Consider the following 18,402-nt stretch of genomic DNA (forward strand, 5'->3'; position numbering starts at 1 on the left):
TCATCTTGCACACGTAAAGGCTTCTTCTATTTATTCCGCTGCATAACCCACTCCATCGGCATCGCATTCTGGCAAATCAACGCGATGACGGTGCGCTCTACTCCGCTCTCTACTACACGATAGCTGTCGTGCTCGTCGCGCGCTCGCCAGTTGCCTTTCAACACGATGTGCATCGTATGCTGCCCGCTTTCCGCGTTAATCCATGTCCGCGAATACACACTGACTTCTACCTGCTGCCCCATTTCATCATATTGATCCGCTTCCAGGCCTTTATATAGCCGCAGATCGGGATCAACTGCACTGATGATTAATGTATCGTCCCCCTCACGGATCATCAGCATCGAAGGAGTATCAACACCGATCAACCAGCCTGTATCGACATGGGACTCGGCCTCGAACACCGCATAAGCTACTGTCTGTGTCGCTTGATCCTTCACGATGTGCGCTGTGCGGTCTTGGCGCAGCACGCTGTACAGTGACGTCTCTTCCTTCTGCATGTGCTTGATAAGAGTGTCCATGGCTGTTGGATTCGTCTTCACCACAATCGTATATTCATAGCTCGCCTGCTTCGGCGCACATCCGTGCTCCAGCCATGCCGTTGCAAAATCGCCCTCTGTATCCGCATCCGTCGCTTGATGCTTGGAATGCTGCAGAGCTCGCGATACAGACAGCGTCTGTCCTGCCTGGATATAGTAGCCGTTCTCCTTATGATCCAGCAGCCACACGGGCTCAGATAATTTCATTGTATTTACATATGGAAACTCTTCAATTGGCTCGGCATGATTCAGCCATATCGGGTTGCTCCGATCAGCGAGGTGGTTCTGGAACAGCGTCGTTTCCGTTGGATTCGCCGTATTCGTATTCTCAATATCCGATCCCAAGCACACGATGCGATTCTCGAAAAAGAAGACGGATTTGCGCGCACGATGGCTGCCCTCATACTTCGGATGCTCATGCAGCTTCAGCGCGAACATCCCGTTCTTGCCTTCCAGGCTCAAGCCGCCTGCGTACGTCTCATCCGAAAGCAGCATCTCCTCGAAGCCGCTGAATGCATCGACGTTGCGCACATTCGCGCGCAGCTCAGCCATCGGCTTGTGGATGGTCGTTGTCCCTGGCCAGCGATTCCAATCCCAGCCGTCATGCTGATAGCCGCTGTCGGCATTGTTCACGGGCTCTCCCTGGCTCATGATCTGCAAATGGCCGTGCGAGATGTAACGCCCGTACAGATTGGCGCTCACGTACGTCTCGTTCGCCCATAGGTATCGGCTGTGCCCACGCACTCCAGCCAGCCAAGCCCCCCTGCGATGAAGCGCGAGCGCCGCATAGTTCATCGTCCAATGACCGCTGGGATCCGCCTCCGGCTCCATACCCAGCGAGGTGAAATACATGGCGGCCTTCGTCCGCTCATCGGGCTTCATCAACCGCAAGTAAGCCGCAGCGACTTCCTCGTCCACGGGCTGAGTCCCTTTTGGCGTGCCAGCCATGGCCATGTGAGCAAATGGCTCCACATCCAGCGCCCATTTGCCCGTTGGATGGCGTGCCGATAGACTTAGCAGCCATTCATGCTTATTCGAATACAGCCGCATCGCGAGCAGCGCCTTGCGTACTGTCTCATGAGCCTCCTGGCTAATCCGATATTCCGTACCGCTCAGCAAGTAAATGACGGGCGTTACGCCAAGAAAGCCTCCCACGGCATAAGCCGGATAGTGATTGACGTGATGATAAGCTGACCCATCCAGCTTGTAAGCGGAGCGCAGCCCTCGAGCAGGCAAAAGGCATTGGCTCAGCCAATCCCTAAATACCGACAACTCGCGTACCTTACACGCTGAATTGTCCATGATAAGCAAACTCGCCAGCATGCCATGCAGTGTCGTGTTGAAAATATCAATATTGCCTTCCACATCCTGCAAGCGTGTATGGATACGCCCTGCCCCACTGTACCATGCCATGGTCCTCTGCGTCCGCTCCAGCCGTCCTGACTGCCTAAGCACATCACGCATGAGGAAAACGGCTGGATAGTAGCTGCGGAATTGATAGCCGAAATGATGCACCGTCCCTTGCGCACTGCCATACGTCCATCCCTGTTCGTCCATATGATCCAACAGATCCAGGAACATCGCTTGCAGTTCTTCCCTCCATGCCTGCGAGGTCGTAGACCGATACGCCCCCGCAAGCTGCAGCATGAAATCCGTATAATCCTGCAGTGGGATACTGTTTGAAAGTGCCTCCAATCGTTCCTTCTCTGCAGGCGGAAAGTGGTCAAAAAAAGAGAGCTCTACGGGCCTTCCCACTAGAGACTCCCCTACACGTACAATCTCATATGAAGCGAATTGCTCGTGGAAGCTCATCATGTCCTCGTAGCCGAGCCATTCTTCTTTGAAAATCACGGATTCATACCGTTCATTCAACACATCATGCGCCCAAAGCTGCTGCGTAGAAACCACTTCTGGCGTATATCCCTGACGCTCCAGTTGTTCAAACCCATATAAACCGAGCCAATGGGCATTGGCCTGTGTATCTGCCTCCACATTCACGAATGGCACTTGCTCATCGCGCGTGTGGAAACGCGGATCAATCGGTGTATTCAGCATGAGCTGATCGAGAAACAGCGTTCCACTGCGCCCTTTCGGTGCGTGGATGATCAGGTTGTCCATCGCCGGATGGGGCTCCCCTTGCATATCCCGCTCGAAGGCAACCCAAGCGGTGCGCCACCCTCGATAGTTCAGCTGAAAGTCGAACCAGCAAGCCACCTGCTCACCACATCGGAATTGGAAGGTTAGCACTTCCTGCATCGGCTCTGGATTATAGACCCAAACCGCGAAGGAATCTCGCGCTTGACTAACAGCTCCTTGTTGAAAGGGGCGATACCCGACATTTTCATCAATCTTGAGATAGGAGGCCTCGGCCTCCTCCTGTGCCGTAAAGTCCCATTGCAAACTGTGTACGCCATCTTTGTAATGGCGCATGCTCATCAACAATCGCGATTGCTTGTCACATGAGAATTGATGCGGCACGCCGCGCTCAAATGAAAATACTGTCATGCTTACTCTCCCTTTCGGAATTGCCCTGGCGTAATCCCTTCATAGCGCTTGAACACACGAATGAACGTATTACTATTCGTAAAGCCGACCTTCAGCGTAATCTCCGTAATCGTATCATCGGTGTTCAGCATGAGCTTCTTCGCCAGCTCAACACGCTGTTTATTCACGTAATCGATAAACGTTTCGCCAGATTGCTCCTTAATAAAGCGAGATAAATATGGCGCATTCACTTCAAATTTTAAAGACAGTGAAGTTAAGCTCAAATCCATATCTGCCAAATTCGCATCAATATAGCTTAGCACTTGATCTTTCAGATTCGTATTGTGGCTTTTCTTCTTAGAATCGACATAGTCACATACCGTTTTCAAAAATGTATAAATCTCGTCCTCAATTTCCGCAAAGGATTCACACTGAGTCAGCTGTTTAATCAACGAATGCTTCTCGACGGCTAACTCATCCGGTCCATGGTCTAGATGCTCGATAGCTTTCAGAATCGTGCCGATCAGCTCGAACATGAGCAGCTTGCCTAGCTGCACGGACAAGGTGCCATCGGACACATTCGTTACGATCAATTCGTTGACCGCTTCCATCGCCTCTTCGTATTGCCCGGTACGAATATGATTAATGAGCTGACGCTCCATATCCAGCGGGTAATACAGTTCATTCTTCGGTCGTTTGATCCGATCAAAGGTAATAATTTGACTTGGGCCGATAACAAATTTATATTCAAGCGCTTCTAGCGCCTCTTCGAAACTGTGAGGAATGCTGGTGACATGCGGATGAATATCACTAATTCCAATAGTCAGCTGAATGTAAAAGTTCCCCTGAATGATCCGCTGTGCCTCCTGCGCAGCATCAATCAAGTCCTGCTTCGCACGTGCCTCATCATCCCCTTGAATATTGACTAAGAAGGCGACCATCCCGTCCACTTCCGTCGTGAACACGGTATGCTTGCGGCCAATCAGCTCTTCGGTGATGTTCGTCACGATATAGTACACATATTGCAATTTGGACTCCGCATCACGCGTCCCTTTGGCGGTGAACAGAGATTCATAATCGCCGATGTGGAACAAAAGCACGGCAAAGCGATTCGTCTCAAATCGAAGATCGAACGACTCCATCGATTGTGAAAGCGCCGAGCCGCTTTCGACGCGACCTTTCAGCAAACGAGCGAGGAAATGGCTCCTCAGCACGTTCTGCTGCTGTTTGATCGTTCGATCCGCAGTATCCTGCAGGGCTGCATTCTCCGTCATGAAGGACTGGATCAACGAGAACTCATTCCCAATCCCCTCCAGATTCGATTTTACCTTCGGTGAAACCAAATCTACCATACGGCGGATAGGGCTGTAGTGACGCTGCGTCTGCCAAATGGACATCGGCGCCCCGACAAAAACACAGAGGAATAAGCCTATGTAAATCCAGTTGCGCAATTGGCTGACTTTCGCGGAATATACTTTCGTCGGCAAAATGGATACGTATTTCCAATTATTTTCCACGGATGACACGTACGAGATCGTGACGTTCTCACCGTTCCATTTTTGACTAAATGAGCCTTCTGTTTCCGTAATTCGGGCCGTTTCCAGTTCGGATACATGACTCTCATCGCCTGCTGTCATGAGCAGTTTATTTGAAGCATCCAGAATCAGCACAGTGCCTGTTTGAGCAATCTGAATATTTGAAATGGCAGACTTCAACCGCTCCGCATTCAATAGAACAACCAGTGTAGCTGGGGCATCCTCTGAATCCTGAATCGGCAGCGACTGCAAATACGCCAAATCGTTATTCGCAAATTGCAGGAAATTACCGTAGTAAATCTTTTCTACATGATCCTGCCACTGCTTCATTGTGATGCCTTTATTTTTTTGGTGCATGAGTTGGAATAGCAATTCTTCCTGATTCATCGTCGAGGTCGTTACCCCGAAATGCTGCTTTTTCATATAGACGTATAAATCGCTAATATCTCCATTCGAAGCGGCATACGAACGCAGTGTCGTAATGAGTTCGAGTGTATCGACTTTCGCTTCCGATGTTTGATAATCCAATTTATTCACATACTTCATAATTTTCGGATCCAGCGAGAGCTGAAGACCCATCCTTTTAATATCCATAAACTGATTATCAAGCGATTGTTTCACCTGGCTAAGCAGCGCTTTGTTGGAACGATTCACTTCAGAACTTAATAAATGCTGGGACTGAAATAGCACGAGCATGGTAATGACAATAGGGATACATAGAATGATTAAGTTCGAATACATCCACAATACAAATACGCTTCGCTTCACGATGTTGTCCTCCTAACGCTTGCTGTACGTCGTATTATCCCATTATCATTCCTACATGTACATCTACGTTTTTTGCCCGATCAGCTTTTTTATTGATTCGTTCCAAGTACTGGGAAAACCCAAAAATCCTGCCCTCTGCAATTGCTTTAAGAGAACAGGCCTTGGGTGTTTATTCTTTAAGTGCGCCGACCATAACACCTTTCACAAAGTACTTCTGTAAAAAAGGGTAGGCCACAAGGATCGGAATGGTCGCGACCATAATTGTTGCGTATTTAATGCTTTCCCCAATGGCTTGGGTATCGTTCGCATTGCCTGTCCCCGTCGTCATGGAATCCGTACTGTTCTGCACCAGAATTTCACGAAGAATGAGCTGCAATGGAAACTTCTCGCGGTCATGGAGAAACAGCATCGCATTAAACCAAGAATTCCAATGGGCAACGCCATAATAGAGCACCATCACCGCAATAACCGGCATGGAGAGCGGCACAACGATTTGGAACAACGTCCGGAACTCGCCTGCGCCGTCAATTTTGGCAGATTCGAGCAAGCCCTCTGGAATCGCTTCGAACGAGGTACGCATAATGATAAGATTCCACGTATTAATCGCCACAGGGACAATCAGCGCCAAATAGCTATTCCCCATGTGCAAATAATTGTTAATCAACAAGTACGTCGGGATTAAGCCGCCGCTGAAGTACATCGTGAACACGATGCCAATCATGAAGAACTTCCTCATGACGAACTTGCGGGAGAGCGCATACGCACCCAGTGTTGTAAAAAACAAGTTAACTGCTGTGCCCGCCACGAGAACAAACAAGGTATTCGCATACCCCGTCAAAATGTTCGGGTTCGCAATGACTTTCTCAAACGCGCTTAGATTAAAACCAAGCGGCTTCAATAGCAAGCCCGTGTGCTGAATGAGCAAATTCGAGTCGCTGATCGAGGCCATGAGCACATAATAAAACGGGTACAAGGTACATACGATCATCAACATCATGACGATCGCATTGCTAATATCGAACGTCCGCTCCGCTGCGCTTATTTTCATCGTTAGGTCCTCCTGAAGGCAAAGTAAGCGTAGACTACCACAACTTGTTCCCTGAGAAACGGCGGGATAGGCTGTTAGCGCTAATGAGTAAAACAAAGTTGATCATGGATTGAAACAAACCGACAGCTGTTGTATAGCTATAATCGTTTCCTTGTGCCAATCCTTCTCGATATACGAAAGAAGAAATGACATCCGCTGTTTCGTAAGTGTTCGGGTTATAAAGCAAGACAATTTTCTCGAAGCCGACCTCCATCAAGCCGCCGATGCGGAGAATGAGGAGAATCATGATCGTTGGGATAAGTCCTGGCAGCGTGACACTCCAGATCTGACGGAATCTTCCCGCCCCATCGACATGAGCCGCTTCGTATAGATCAGGGTTAATGCCGCCTAACGCAGCTAGATATATGATGGATGACCAGCCGAGCTCTTGCCAAATTGACGTACTGACGAAAATCGTTCGGAAATTGTCAGCATTATTCATCAGCGCGGAGTCTTGACCGCCAAAGAACATAATAATCGAGTTCACAATACCACCACGGTTCGTAAAATCAATGATTAAGCCTGAGATTACGACGATCGAAATGAAATGCGGCAAATACGAAACGGTTTGGACGAGCGATTTGAAAAACTTCTGGCGAATTTCATTGAGCAAGATGGCCAGAATGATCGGTGCTGGAAAGCCAAATACCAGATTATAGAAGCTAATCAAGAACGTATTACGAAGTACGCGAAAGAAATAATAGCTGTTGAAAAACGCTTTAAAATGATCAAATCCTACCCAATCACTTCCCCAAATTCCTTTGGCAGGACTGAAATCCTTAAAGGCAATGACTGCACCATACATCGGAAAATATTTGAAAATGAAGAAATACAGCACGACCGGCAGTACCATCAGGTAGATCGCGCGATTATTTCTCAAGTCATCCAGTAGAACCCGAATGGACGTCGCCATGTTCTCACTTCCTTGGCCTTATATTTGAGAGGGGAGGATCGCTCCCCTCTCCATTTCCTGCTATTTACGCCCGTTGTAACGGTCTGTTGCTGATTGATAAATCTCTACGGCACGGTCGATGTTCATCTTTTTCACTTGTTCAATCGTTTTATCGTAATCTTCAATTTTACTTGCACCCATAACAATTTTCGTAATTTGCTCAGTTAGCAGCGTACTGACATCGTTTAGGATTTTACCTGACTCTTTCGCTTCATCCGTGGACAGAACGACTTGCGGCAGCATGACTTTATAAGCATTGTTAGCATATTTCGCGTACAATTTTACTGCGTCTTTTTGTGCTGGCAATTGGTAATATTGATCGTTGTAACGGTCATCATCCAAACCTGAGAAGCCATAGTTCGCGATAAAGTATTTCGCCATTGCTTGGGAAATCGGCAGGTTATCTGGGTTTTTCAAAATTAAATCTGTATATTTCGGTTGACCGTCTACTTTCTTGTACGTTTGACCTTCAATACCGAAGTTTTTCAGCATCGCGCCTTCTTCACTGTATAGGTAATCTAGAGCTTTAATGGTTTCAGCTGCATGTTTGTTCGCGCTTGTAATAACCGTTCCGAATTGATCATATTCCCATGAGGCTTGAACGAACTTAGGCTCGTCGCCTTTCTTCAAAACCGGATATTGAACCGCAGCAAGCTTCGCTTTCGGATCTGTCTTCTGTAGGGCTGGTGTGTAGGTACCGATACCGCCGCCAATGAAGCCGTAGAATGCGCCTGCTTTGCCGGATGTTACTTTCGCATCCATTGTCTTAGCATCATTGGACGCGAAGTCTGGATCAATCAGACCTTCTTTGTACCATTTTTGCATCGTCGTCAAATATTGCTTGAATTCCGGCTGCGTTGGTCCGAACTTCACTTTACCGTTATCGATATAGAAGCTGCTCGCATTGGCAATCGTGGACATACCCGCTACACCATAAGCTCCTGCGAAATCAGCAAAGGACAATGGATACGATTTATTCAGCGTAAAAGGAATTGCGCCTTTCTTCTCTTTGAACGCTCTCAATACGGTTTCCCACTCATCGATCGTTTCTGGCGATTTCAGACCAAGCTCCTCGAGCCAATCTTGACGGATGACCATACCGCTGAACGTTTTGTACGTACCGTATTGGCCTACTTTAAGATGAGGCATGACATAAATGTCACCGTTATCCGCTTTTACTTGCTTCGCGATTTGCGGGTTGGAATCCAGAATCTTCTTAAGATTCGGTGCGTTCTTCTCGATCAAATCATTTAATTTAATGATCGTGCCATCTTTAAACATTTTCGAAGTGCCGCCTTGTACGCTGTTCCAGTTCCAGAGCATCGTGTCCGGCAAGTTATTGGAAGCAACCATAACCCCATATTGCTGAACATCGTCTTGCGGTGTGTTCCCAGAGGAGTGTTGGAAGTCAAACGTTACATTTGTTTTCTTCGCCCATTCTTGTACCATTGGCAGCTCATTCAAGCTTTTAACAACCGCTTTCGCATTTGCGTTCATCGGTGTCCACAAGGTTACTTTTACTGGGTCTTTTGAAACTGATGAAGTTGCCGTTGGTGCTGTACTGCTTCCTGCTTCTTTAGTACCTGAGTTCCCACATGCCGTTATTAAGGATAAGGCAAGAATGGATGCTGCAATGGGTAACATTTTGAACGGAGATTTTCTTTGCATCGTAACACTCCCTTTATAATAGTTGGTTCGGAGCTAAGTTTCTGTTTGCCGATTAGCCCTGTGAATGAAGCATATATCATGGGTATTCCTGTCGTATATCGTCGATTATTCGATCGTATTGTTTTCTTAAGAATGGCAGAATCGGCTTCCTATTCGGTATCCTCATTATTTGATATTTCCCTGATTGGCAAAAGAAAAATCGCCATTGTACCGCTGTTTTAGCCGGCCCTATGGCGATTCATTTATTCGCTGATGCGCACCTCAATGCCTAGCGCCTCTACCTTGTCGATCCAATCCTTCGGACAACCTGCGTCCGTGACCAGCATCGAAATGTCCGCCAGATTAGCCACACGTGCAAAGGTAGATAAACCAAATTTGCTATGATCCGCTACCAAAATAACTTCTTCTGCCCGCTGCATCATTTTCCGTGCAATAACCGCTTCGGCCAAATGGAAGTCCGTTAGTCCATCCGTGAAGGAAATACCGCCTGCGGATATGAACGCTTTGTTGACTTTAAACTGATCGAGTATCTGATCTACGAGGGAGCCAGTCACCGCTCGGCATTCTTGGTTGACTTCCCCGCCTGTGAAAATAATCCGGCCGCGAAACGACTCCATTGCCAGATTCAGAATCGTGATCGAATTCGTAATGAGTGTCACATTTGGTTTATCTTTTAAAAATGGAATTATTTCGATCGTCGTTGTGCCATTGTCCAGCATGATCGTTTCTCCATCTTGAATGAGTGAAGCCGCCAGCTTACCGATCGCGGTTTTCTCAGGCTTCATCATTTGCACGCGATTGTGAAAAGGGGGCTCCACCAGCTCCATGCGCATTTTGACTGCGCCGCCATATACCTTCCGAAGCTTGCCTTCCTTCTCCAAGCGATCCAAATCCCGCCGCACCGTCTCCGTCGATACGTTCAAGAGCTCTGACAGATGATGGACTTGTACTTTGCCTTCCAAATCCAACTGATTCAAAATCGTCATCCTGCGATCTTCATAGGTTAATGACATACCTGACCTCCTGCTTTGACCGATCTCCATATATTAATGTTGTTTTGTGTTGTTTTTACCATTGTATTGGGCGGTGTCGAGCCTGTCAACTTCATGGCAGCTTATGTCTAACTTGAAAGTTCTCATTGACAGTAAGTTAAATCAAGAGATACAATTGTCACAAAACAACAACATTTATATATAAAACCACATGATTGCAACTAAGATGGAGATGATCAATTGTTAATCGCATCAACCTTACTTGTCTTAGCCTCAGGGCTAGCTCATGCGATTTGGAGCTTGTTCACCAAAAGCAGCCGTAACAAAAGCGTTTTCCTATGGTCCATTATCATGGTAACGACCGTCATCCTGCTTCCTACCTTAATCCGAGAGTTATGGCATACTCCTTTATCCTTATCTGCTTACGGTCTTCTTCTGTTATCCGCATGTTTACAGGCTGCCTATGCCCTTTTGCTCTCGCGTACCTATACGATGGGGGATCTCTCGCAGGTCTATCCCATTATGAGAGGCACCAGCACCTTATTCATTCCGATTATTGCCGTCCTATTTTTGCGCGAATCGTTATCCCTCTACGGCTGGTTAGGTTTGCTTTGTATGATCATCGGTTTCATTTCGCTCAGCGGTATCTTCACAAACTTACGATCTGGAAAGCTGGCTACGGGCTCCGTTAAACCCTTTCTTATGGCGCTTAGTGTAGGCATGTGCACGACTTGCTACGTACTTGTCGATAAGCTCAACCTCGCTAACATCTCCGCGATCTCCTTATTGGAAGTAACCAATATCGGATTCGTGGCGGGTCTAACGCCGAGCGTTATCGCTTCCAAGCAGCTGCGCATGGAGTGGAAATTGAACTTCAAGATCATTATGCTTGGCGCGATTCTCAATCCTGCGTCGTACCTGCTGTTCTTATTCGCGATGAAATACGCACCCGTTGCTCAAATCTCTCCGTTGCGTGAAATCGGGACTGTTTTTGCAACGATCTTAGGGATTGTTGTGCTTAAGGAAAAGCAAGGCACCCTGCGGATTCTGTGCTCTATTCTTATTTTGATTGGCATTTTGATGATTAGTTTTTGGGGTTAAAAAAAGGAGGATTATCAATGGACATGGACACTTGTAAACGAGTTATTATCATTGGCTGGGATGGTGCTGGCGATTTTGTACGTAACGCACATACACCGAATCTGGACCGTTTGTTCTTGACCGGTGCTAGCACGCTTGAGGCTCAAACAGCATCGCCTACGATCAGTGCGGAATGCTGGGGAACGCTGCTGCATGGGGTTGATCCTGTGAAGCATGGCCTTACGAATACCAAGGCGGATACGGAAGAGTTTCCTGTTGACTCCCCCTACCCATCGATTTTCCGCGTGGCACGAGAAGCTTTCCCTGATGCCAAACTAGCCGCTTTTAGCGCTTGGAGGCCAATCAATTCTGGCATTATCGAGCCGTCGATCGGCGTTCATAAAGTATCGATGCCCGATAGCGAGCTTGTTCAAGCTATTGCTGCTTACATTAAAGAGAACCCAGATTTCACACTGATTTATGTGCAATTGGATCTGCCGGATGCCGCTGGTCATCAGCATGGCTACAACACACCAGGGCAACATCGCGCAATTGAGCAGTCTGATCGCTATACAGGCGTCATCCTGGATGCACTCGTATCCGAAGGACTGATGGCAGACAGCCTCATCATAGCAGTCACAGACCACGGCGGCGGTGGCGAGGATGCCTTCGGACACGGCAGTGATCACCCGCTGGACAAAACGATTTTCTGGGGCTGCACCGGTCCTGGTGTTGAGCCAGGAACCAAGCTTGAGAACGTCCACATTGCCGATACAGCCTCAGTAGTCGCGCATGCACTTGGCTTGGATGCTCCCGCTGTTTGGGAGGGGAAGTTGCCTGAGGGATTGTTTGGGCACAAGTAAGTTTGCAAGACAAATAAACCCTGACTTCGTCATCAAAGACAAAGTCGGGGTTATTTCTTCATGGCACATTACTCGCTACTTACTGCAAAAAACACCGAAGCTGCTCAATGTAGGATTTATTCGCGATTCCGTCACTTTCAATTGAATGTATCTCGCGTTCGTTTTATTGAAGCTACAGATCTTCTTATACCCAACAACCGTTCCTTCATATAAAGAAACCCACTCATCACCTTGTTTATAAGCTAACTGAAAGAGTTCAATGCGTTGCCCGGATTGGATATATTCTTTTAATACGATACGGTCAAAAGTTATTTCTTTTCCAAGGTCAATCACAAGCTCAGCTTGCTCCATTCCCTCCGCTGGACACCAATGCGTATCGGACCGACCGTCTGTTACGTTTCCAGCATCAACCGTTGAGTCCCTTGTATGTGAAGCCTGTACGGCTGCGCCTCTGGCCAGATCCTTCCCATAAGTAGCACGCAGCCACTCTCCCAATTCGCGCAAATGCCTTGCATCTGTCTCATGAATAAGCCCGCGTTGATCCGGTGGAATATTCAGCAGAAGTGCGCTGTTTCCGCCTACTGTACTCTCGTAAAGATGAATCAGTTCATCGACGGTTTTGACTTTATTATCATCGACAGGATCATAGAACCATTCGGGCCTAATCGATACATCCACCTCTGCTGGGTACCAAATCATTCGATTGGCTTCCGCCAAAACAGATCGACTACCCAAATCTTCTGTATCTGCGTTGATTTTTTGTGAGAATGTGCCATCATCCTCTTGTTGTGATTCGGATTGAATTTCCTCGATATTTCTCCTTGCGGCTGGCACTACACTCCATTCCGATTTCCGTGTGTGTCCCGCTTCATTCCCGCACCACCGAACATCAGGTCCACAAATGTTAATCACTGCGTTCGGCTGCAGCTCTCGAATAATGCGATAATTCGCTTCCCAGTCATATACTTGCAATTTACCATTCGGTCCTTCACCGCAAGCACCATCAAACCAAACGCAAAAAATCTCACCATAGTTCGTAAGAAGCTCTCGCAATTGATTTTGGAAATACGCATTATACATGGGGGAATCCCCATAACTAGGTTCATGACGATCCCAAGGAGACAAATAAACACCAAATTTCAGTCCCTGCTCTCGACAAGCTTCAGCCAAATCACGGACGATATCGCCTTTCCCGTCTTGCCATGTGCTGGATTTGACTGAATGCTCTGTATAAGCGCTTGGCCAGAGGCAAAATCCATCATGATGCTTGCAGGTTAGGATGATGCCTGTCATTCCTGCTGATCGACACGACTCAACCCATTGTGCGGGATTATATGCTGTAGGGTGAAACCATTGTGGATCTTCGTTTCCATCCCCCCACTGTCTTCCCGTAAATGTATTCATTCCGAAATGTATAAACGCATAAAACTCCATCTCTTGCCAAGCTAACTGGCGTGGAGTGGGAACTACTTTAACTGCTTCTTCAATGGACACCGCCATCTCCTAATTGCTCCTCACACGTTATCATTTTATATAGAAATTGATTCTACCAAATACCGTTTCCCTGACTCTGCTTGAAAAGAATAAACGGAATCATCTGTGGTGTTCCACACCACATCAGCTCCATCCTCCCTCTTTATCACAAGGGATGATTCGCTACGAATTGTACACAAGCCATCCTGTGTGGCATACAGCAACGCTTCTTTTAGCCCGCCATCCTGCCACCTAATCTCAACCTCGAATCCGCCACGGGCGCGCAGGCCGCTAACTCGGCCATTACGCCATGCTCTCGGCAATGCCGGCAAGAGCAAGATTTCATCCCTGTGGGTTTGCAGGAGCATTTCGGCAATAGCCGCCGTACCGCCAAAATTAGCATCAATTTGGAACGGTGGATGGTCACCTAGCAGACTCGCATACAATGAATGACCAAGTAGCTCCATTAAATTGGTGTAAGCTTGCTCACCATCCTTCAACCTTGCCCAGAAGTTAATGATCCACGCTCGGCTCCATCCTGTGTGGCCACCTCCATGTGCAAGTCGTCTCTCCAATGTTCGACGAGCAGCCTCTGCTAACTCTGGCGTATGATGAATAGTAATCTGCTCACCGGGGTGCAAGGCAAACAAATGTGAAATATGGCGGTGGCCAGGTTCCACTTCCTCATAATCCATGGCCCATTCCATTAATTGGCCATGTTGACCGATAGCGGGTTCTGGTAATCGTTTTCTTACCCGCTCCAGTTCCTCAAGAAATTCCTTATCCGTGCCTAGCATTGCCCCCGCCTCTATACAGGCTACAAAAAGAGCATGGATGATTTGCGAATCCATCGATGGCCCAATACTGAGAACCCCTTCATTGCCATTTGGCAATCGATATGTATTTTCTGGGGATAGAGAAGGAACCGTGACAAGACGACCTTGCTCATCCTCAATAAGAAAATCAAGGAAAAACAGCGCTGCCTCTTTCATAATGGGGTAAGCTCTTGAACCCAAGAACACCCTATCTCCGCCATATCGATAGTGTTCCCACAGATGCAAGGACATCCAGGCTCCGCCCATCGGCCAGAAAATAGCCGGTACATAAATACCGCATATATCCGTCTCTGCCCAAAGATTCGTGGCGTGATGAGCTACAAAGCCTCTAGCTCCGTAAATCTCCTTGGCTGTCTTTCGTCCGTTCGCCAGAAGTCGATCCATCAGATCAAATACAGGTTCATGACATTCAGCGAGATTGCACACTTCAGCCGGCCAGTAATTCATTTGCAAATTAATGTTCAAATGAAAATCACTTTCCCAAGGCGGCGTGTGACTCTCGTTCCATATCCCTTGTAAATTGGCGGGCAGCGAGCCTGGTCGCGAACTCCCCATTAGCAAGTAGCGGCCATATTGAAAAAAGAGCGAGATCAGCCCGTGATCTGTATAGCCTTCTTGGATTCGACGTAACCGTTCATCGGTCGGCAATGTTTCTAGTGACGCTGACTCGCGATCCTCAGGCTCAATCTCCAATTGAACACGTCCAAACAACGAGCAGTGATCCTTCACATGATCCTCTCGAACCGCCTCAAAACCCTTAGTAATACTCGCTTCAATCCGAGAACGGCACACAGCGAGTGGATCAGAATGCCGAAACGTGGTTGCAGCCGCCACATACAAAGTAACAATGTCCGCCGCTTCAACTGCGACAAAATCACCGATAACCTGTACCGTCCCGCCGTCCGCTACCGCTTTCAGAACCGTCGCATAGTGAACCCCATCCGGACCGCATTGCCCTTGCATAGCGATACTTTCCGTGCCGTCTTTACCTGACATACCCTCAAACGGGCGACGGCTCATATTAGCAGAGAAGCTGATTCCTCCTGGTCGATCCGAACTCAATCGAATAACAAGCACCTGATCAATGGCGCTCACAAAGCTCTCTCTCTGAAACGATGTCCCGTCCAAGGTATAAGAAGTCTTAGCTATGCCCGTCGGTAAATCCAATTCACGCCTGTAGTTGGTGGTTTCCCCATTTGAATGTCGAAAATAAAGATTTACATCGCCCAGTGTTTGATAAGGGGCTAAAAATTTAGGCCCTGGCGTCATCGCCATCCGTGCCAAGTACTCAGCCTCCTGTGGCTTGCCTTCGAACATCAGCCTGCGAATTTCCTCTAGATGTTTATGGGCATCAGGTTGTTCCCTCTTCTTAGGCCCGCCATACCATAGGGAATCTTCATTGATCTGAATCCGTTCTTGCTTGATTCTGCCAAATACCATGGCCCCAAGCTTGCCGTTTCCTACAGGTAGTGCATCTACCCACTTCTCTGCAGGCTCCCGATACCATAATGTCAACTCATTCACCAGGATCACCCTTCTTTTTAAAAGAAACCCGACCACGCCATCAGCAGGCACGATCGGGTCCTTTCAGTTTTCAAACTTATTTGGATTTCTCTTTGTAGAAGTCGTTCGTTTCTTTAATATGCTGTTGGAAGCTTGTATCATCTTTAAACTGTTTCACCAGTTTATCCCAATCTTCAAGTGAATTTTTACCAACAATGACATTGACCATCATATCGTTCACCTTTTTATCCCAGTCTGCTCCTTTTTCCTTAAATGGTGCAGACTTCATCAACCCGTAAGTTGGATCTGGAATGGAGGAAATGGTATCAATCACTTTTACATTTGCCTGGTAAATTTCGTTTGGCATACCTGCTGTTTTAGCTCTTGTGTACTTATCAAAGTACCCAGTTACCCATTGACCTGTCGTGTCGCCGGAATATCCTTTTTTCTTACCTTCTTCGGTTTGTTCTACGCTTCCATCAGCTTTGACTGTGAAGTCAACATCTTTGATGCCGTAAGTTGCCAAATTATAGCCCTCAACAGTAGCGGTGTAATCGTAAACTTCTAGAATTTTCTTCAATTTCGCCTCATCAACGGATTTCTTGTTGATTAGGAATTGTCCATAATAACCACTTGCTTGCTCATAATAGAATTTTCCATCTGGCGCTTTTGGTATCTCAACAGCAATGAGGTTTGCTTGTGGATTTACCTTTTGCAATTCCACATTGTATTTATAGGCATCAACCACATTCGCAAACGCTACGCCTGCTTTATTCTGAACGAGCATATCTTTAATTTGTGCTGCCTTAAGTACTGGGAAATCCGGAAGAATACCGCCTGCTTTATATGATTTATTCCAGAAAGCCAGCGCATCTTTTGCTTGTGGTGTATACCAATATGGAATCAAGCTGCCGCTCTCATCTTTCCACTTCGTGCCTGTACCAAACATGGATAGTACCGTACTGGAAGGTCCATTTGCTCCTGGGAGGACAGCACCATAGGTGTCTGCTTTCCCGTTGCCGTCTGGATCTTTCGATGCAAAGGCTTCGAGAACTTTCGCTAGCTCATCCATTGTTTTCGGTTGCTGTAAGCCAAGCTTATCTAACCAATCTTTACGGATCAGCATGGACTCATGGCCGTCCAACGGTCTTACACGTGGAAGGGAGTACAATTTACCTTTCAGAGATGCGTTCTTATATACGTTTTCTGGATACTTCGCTAGGTTAGGGTAATTTTTAATGTAAGGACTTAGATCCCAGAAAGCACCTTGATCAACCGCATTGAGGAAAGCAGGTGTATAGTTAAAATCTTCTAAGAAAAGCACGTCTGGTAAATCACGTGAAGCGAGTAGAGCATTAAGCTTCTCAGTAATTTGGGCTGCTGGAATCCAATTTAATTTTAGATTGACATTTAGCTTCTCATTTAGCTGCTTCACAGCTTCCAACTCACCTGTAGGTGCTGCAGCGAAGGCAAGCGTTGTAATGGAAATATCGGTTGGTTTCGCAGCGGGTTTAGCTGATGCCGCCGTTGTACTCGCTGCCGAACTTGCTGGCGCAGCTTCATTCGCTTTACTGCAAGCCGCTAAAGTAGCGACTAGCCCCGTTGCTGTTAAGAGTACTGCCAATTTTTTGACCATTGGTTTCATGTAAAGACCTCCCGTTTATATGCTTATTATACAATCCGTAATTTCAACCTGCATGTCCAATACTTCCCTTCCCCGCATCACCCCTCTCCGTACAGCTCTCTCACCCTTTCACAGAACCAACCATCATACCCTTTACAAAATACTTCTGTAAGAACGGATACACCATGACGATCGGTAAGGAGGAGATCACAACGGCAGCCATCTTAATCACCTGTGGTGGCACGGTCCGTTCGCTTTCCAGCATAGCGGCCACCGAAGGATCAGCCATTTGCGACGCGGAAATGAGCAGCATTTGAAGGAGTACCTGAAGCGGACGTAAGCTATCACTATTGATGTAAAGTACGCCACTAAAGTACGTGTTCCAATACGCTACAGCGTAGAACAACCCGAATGCGGCAAGCGCTGAGACGGAAATCGGCAGCATAATCCGGAAAAACACACCGATATCTGAGCAACCATCCATTTTTGCCGCTTCCTCAAGCTCATCTGGAATTTCCTGATAAAAGTTTTTCATCAAGAAGACATACCATGCACTGGTCAGCGCTGGCAAAATGAGCGCCCAGATCGAATCCATTAAACCAAGGCTATCCACGAGCAAGTAGTTCGGAATCATGCCGGGATTGAACAGCATGGTCATTAGGATGGCAACAAGGAAGAACTTCTTCCCTTTCAACCGTTTGCGGGAGAGCACATAGGCTAACGCACTTGTAACGATTAAGCTTAGTAACGTACCGAAAACGGCTAGTATTCCGCTTATGCCCATCGCATGAACGAAAGCATTCGTAGAGAAAATGTATTCATAAGCAGACAAGCTCCATTTTTCAGGAATCAGGACTAAGGACTTCGTAAGATACTCAGTTGGATCCGTAAATGAAATGATCACAACGTATATGAATGGCAGTAATGTAACAAGTCCAATGATTGTTAATACCGTGTAGTTTAGGACATTAAATATTTTAGAGCCTATCTGATTATCCATA

The 18,402-nt window shown here is 47.2% G+C and carries 13 protein-coding genes; 3 read left to right on the forward strand and 10 right to left on the reverse strand.

Going from position 1 to position 18,402, the window contains the following annotated elements:
* Window positions 1-26: 26 nt before the first annotated feature.
* The 5 genes from AC58UX_RS12625 to AC58UX_RS12645 form a co-directional block, all read right to left on the reverse strand.
* The gene (locus AC58UX_RS12625) at window positions 27-3,041 is read right to left on the reverse strand and encodes a chondroitinase family polysaccharide lyase (protein WP_497253034.1); all 3,015 of its coding nucleotides are present in this window, start codon (window positions 3,039-3,041) and stop codon (window positions 27-29) included.
* Window positions 3,042-3,043: 2 nt separating this feature from the next.
* Window positions 3,044-5,323, reverse strand: coding sequence for a helix-turn-helix domain-containing protein (locus AC58UX_RS12630; RefSeq protein WP_497253036.1), 2,280 nt, complete (start codon window positions 5,321-5,323; stop codon window positions 3,044-3,046).
* A gap of 169 nt (window positions 5,324-5,492) precedes the next feature.
* Window positions 5,493-6,371: a carbohydrate ABC transporter permease gene (locus AC58UX_RS12635; protein WP_497253038.1), complete on the reverse strand. Its 879-nt coding sequence runs from the start codon at window positions 6,369-6,371 to the stop codon at window positions 5,493-5,495.
* Window positions 6,372-6,405: 34 nt separating this feature from the next.
* A complete protein-coding gene (locus AC58UX_RS12640; RefSeq protein ID WP_497253040.1) occupies window positions 6,406-7,323 on the reverse strand; it encodes an ABC transporter permease in 918 nt (305 codons plus the stop codon).
* Window positions 7,324-7,383: 60 nt separating this feature from the next.
* Window positions 7,384-9,030 carry a type 2 periplasmic-binding domain-containing protein gene (locus AC58UX_RS12645; RefSeq protein ID WP_497253042.1) on the reverse strand — a complete coding sequence of 549 codons (1,647 nt, stop codon included), beginning with the start codon at window positions 9,028-9,030 and terminating at the stop codon, window positions 7,384-7,386.
* 60 nt (window positions 9,031-9,090) lie between these two features.
* On the opposite strand from AC58UX_RS12645, the gene AC58UX_RS12650 reads away from it, so the two are divergent.
* The gene (locus AC58UX_RS12650) at window positions 9,091-9,252 is read left to right on the forward strand and encodes a hypothetical protein (RefSeq protein WP_497253044.1); all 162 of its coding nucleotides are present in this window, start codon (window positions 9,091-9,093) and stop codon (window positions 9,250-9,252) included.
* Window positions 9,253-9,272: 20 nt separating this feature from the next.
* Here AC58UX_RS12650 and AC58UX_RS12655 read toward each other — a convergent pair whose 3' ends face one another.
* Window positions 9,273-10,043, reverse strand: a complete 771-nt coding sequence (locus tag AC58UX_RS12655; protein WP_497253046.1) for a DeoR/GlpR family DNA-binding transcription regulator — start codon at window positions 10,041-10,043, stop codon at window positions 9,273-9,275.
* A gap of 219 nt (window positions 10,044-10,262) precedes the next feature.
* Here AC58UX_RS12655 and AC58UX_RS12660 point away from each other — a divergent pair, with 219 nt between their 5' ends.
* Window positions 10,263-11,123, forward strand: coding sequence for an EamA family transporter (locus tag AC58UX_RS12660; protein WP_497253048.1), 861 nt, complete (start codon window positions 10,263-10,265; stop codon window positions 11,121-11,123).
* Between the two features lie 17 nt (window positions 11,124-11,140).
* On the forward strand, window positions 11,141-11,965 hold the full coding sequence (locus AC58UX_RS12665) for an alkaline phosphatase family protein (RefSeq protein WP_497253050.1): 825 nt from the start codon (window positions 11,141-11,143) through the stop codon (window positions 11,963-11,965).
* Between the two features lie 75 nt (window positions 11,966-12,040).
* On the opposite strand, the gene AC58UX_RS12670 is transcribed toward AC58UX_RS12665, so the two are convergent.
* The 4 genes from AC58UX_RS12670 to AC58UX_RS12685 all read right to left on the reverse strand — a co-directional run bounded on the left by AC58UX_RS12670 (window position 12,041) and on the right by AC58UX_RS12685 (window position 18,401).
* Window positions 12,041-13,465, reverse strand: a complete 1,425-nt coding sequence (locus AC58UX_RS12670; RefSeq protein ID WP_497253052.1) for an alpha-L-fucosidase — start codon at window positions 13,463-13,465, stop codon at window positions 12,041-12,043.
* A 29-nt stretch (window positions 13,466-13,494) separates the two neighbouring features.
* Entirely contained in the window at window positions 13,495-15,798 is a 2,304-nt protein-coding gene (locus AC58UX_RS12675) for a glycoside hydrolase family 95 protein (RefSeq protein ID WP_497253054.1), read from the reverse strand.
* A gap of 76 nt (window positions 15,799-15,874) precedes the next feature.
* Window positions 15,875-17,422, reverse strand: a complete 1,548-nt coding sequence (locus AC58UX_RS12680; RefSeq protein WP_497253056.1) for a type 2 periplasmic-binding domain-containing protein — start codon at window positions 17,420-17,422, stop codon at window positions 15,875-15,877.
* Window positions 17,423-17,522: 100 nt separating this feature from the next.
* On the reverse strand, window positions 17,523-18,401 hold the full coding sequence (locus AC58UX_RS12685; protein WP_497253058.1) for a carbohydrate ABC transporter permease: 879 nt from the start codon (window positions 18,399-18,401) through the stop codon (window positions 17,523-17,525).
* Window position 18,402 lies beyond the last annotated feature (1 nt).

It is taken from the genome of Paenibacillus sp. J22P90 (genome assembly GCF_059692195.1).